The sequence below is a fragment of the Aliterella sp. E5.1 genome (assembly GCF_057473825.1).
Genome location: NZ_JBYCCV010000532.1, coordinates 1 through 1,006 on the forward strand (window position 1 = coordinate 1; position 1,006 = coordinate 1,006).

General features: G+C 38.4%; 1 pseudogene. It reads right to left on the bottom strand.

Annotation, left to right across the window (positions count from 1 at the left end):
- Positions 1-310: 310 nt before the first annotated feature.
- Positions 311-880, bottom strand: a pseudogene (locus AC2VE5_RS28820) (Tn3 family transposase); the annotation flags it as partial.
- Between the last annotated feature and the right edge of the window lie 126 nt (positions 881-1,006).

A 1,006-nucleotide genomic window follows, 5' to 3' on the forward strand; every position in this document is an offset into this window, starting at 1 on the left:
CATCCCACAACTATCTCTTGGTTTTCCTCGCCTAATCTCCATCATGAATCAGTTTGATTGTCTCCAATCTCTAAGTGAGCTATGGAGCGATTTCTATTTTTCCTCTGCCTAGAGTGACAGAAGAAAGTTAGCTTTCTTCTGTCACTCTAGGCAGAGGAAAAAACAAACTAAAACTTGAAAAAGCTTGTAATGTAAAGCTTTTAAACTTTATTTTCTCACATCAGACTTCCTTTGTAGTCATTTTGCCAAAATCCTGAGCTAAAGCAGGTTCTAGATTTTACTCTCCTGAAAGTGACAAAAGAGGGTTAGCAGCGATAGCATTACGTAATTGGTCAGAATGAATAAAACGACGCTTTACATACAATAAGTCCTGATAATTATCATCGCCAATTTCGTCACTTAAACGCTTTAAGCCTGTATTCGTTCCTAAACCATACAAGCAGAGTAACAATCGTTTTTGTAGTATGTCTGCGTCTAACACTTCTCGGCTTGAAACTGTCTTAAAATGCGAACTAATATCAACTCGTAAGTCCGTCTCTTTCAAAATATCTAGGAGGCTAGTCATCTTCCAGCGCCGAGTAATTTCAGTTTTTAAGTATGTTAAGTTATACGGTTCGCTTTGCGGATTTAAAAGAGAAACCGAAATGCGAGAATTTCCCTTGGTTTTTATTTTGACTAACTTATTTTTAGGTATTTCTTTAGCCAATAATGTCAGGGATTCATCCATTTGTTGCTGGAGATTAGTAATAAATAGTTCAACATCTGACGGTTGTTTCAAGGCTTGAAAGTATTCTAATCTTTGGGACTCAAAATCTGATGGCAAATCTTCTTCAGGATTGCGATAACGGTTAGCTCCTACTACCCAGATTTCTTTGCATCTACAGCAGTTCTCAGTTGGGTGAAACATAGCAACAACAGTGGGTAAACCAGCCAATAATATCTTGGAGTGTCACCGCAGCGAGAGCATCTGTAATAGCTTGGTCTAACTGTGCATAGGTTCGTGCCG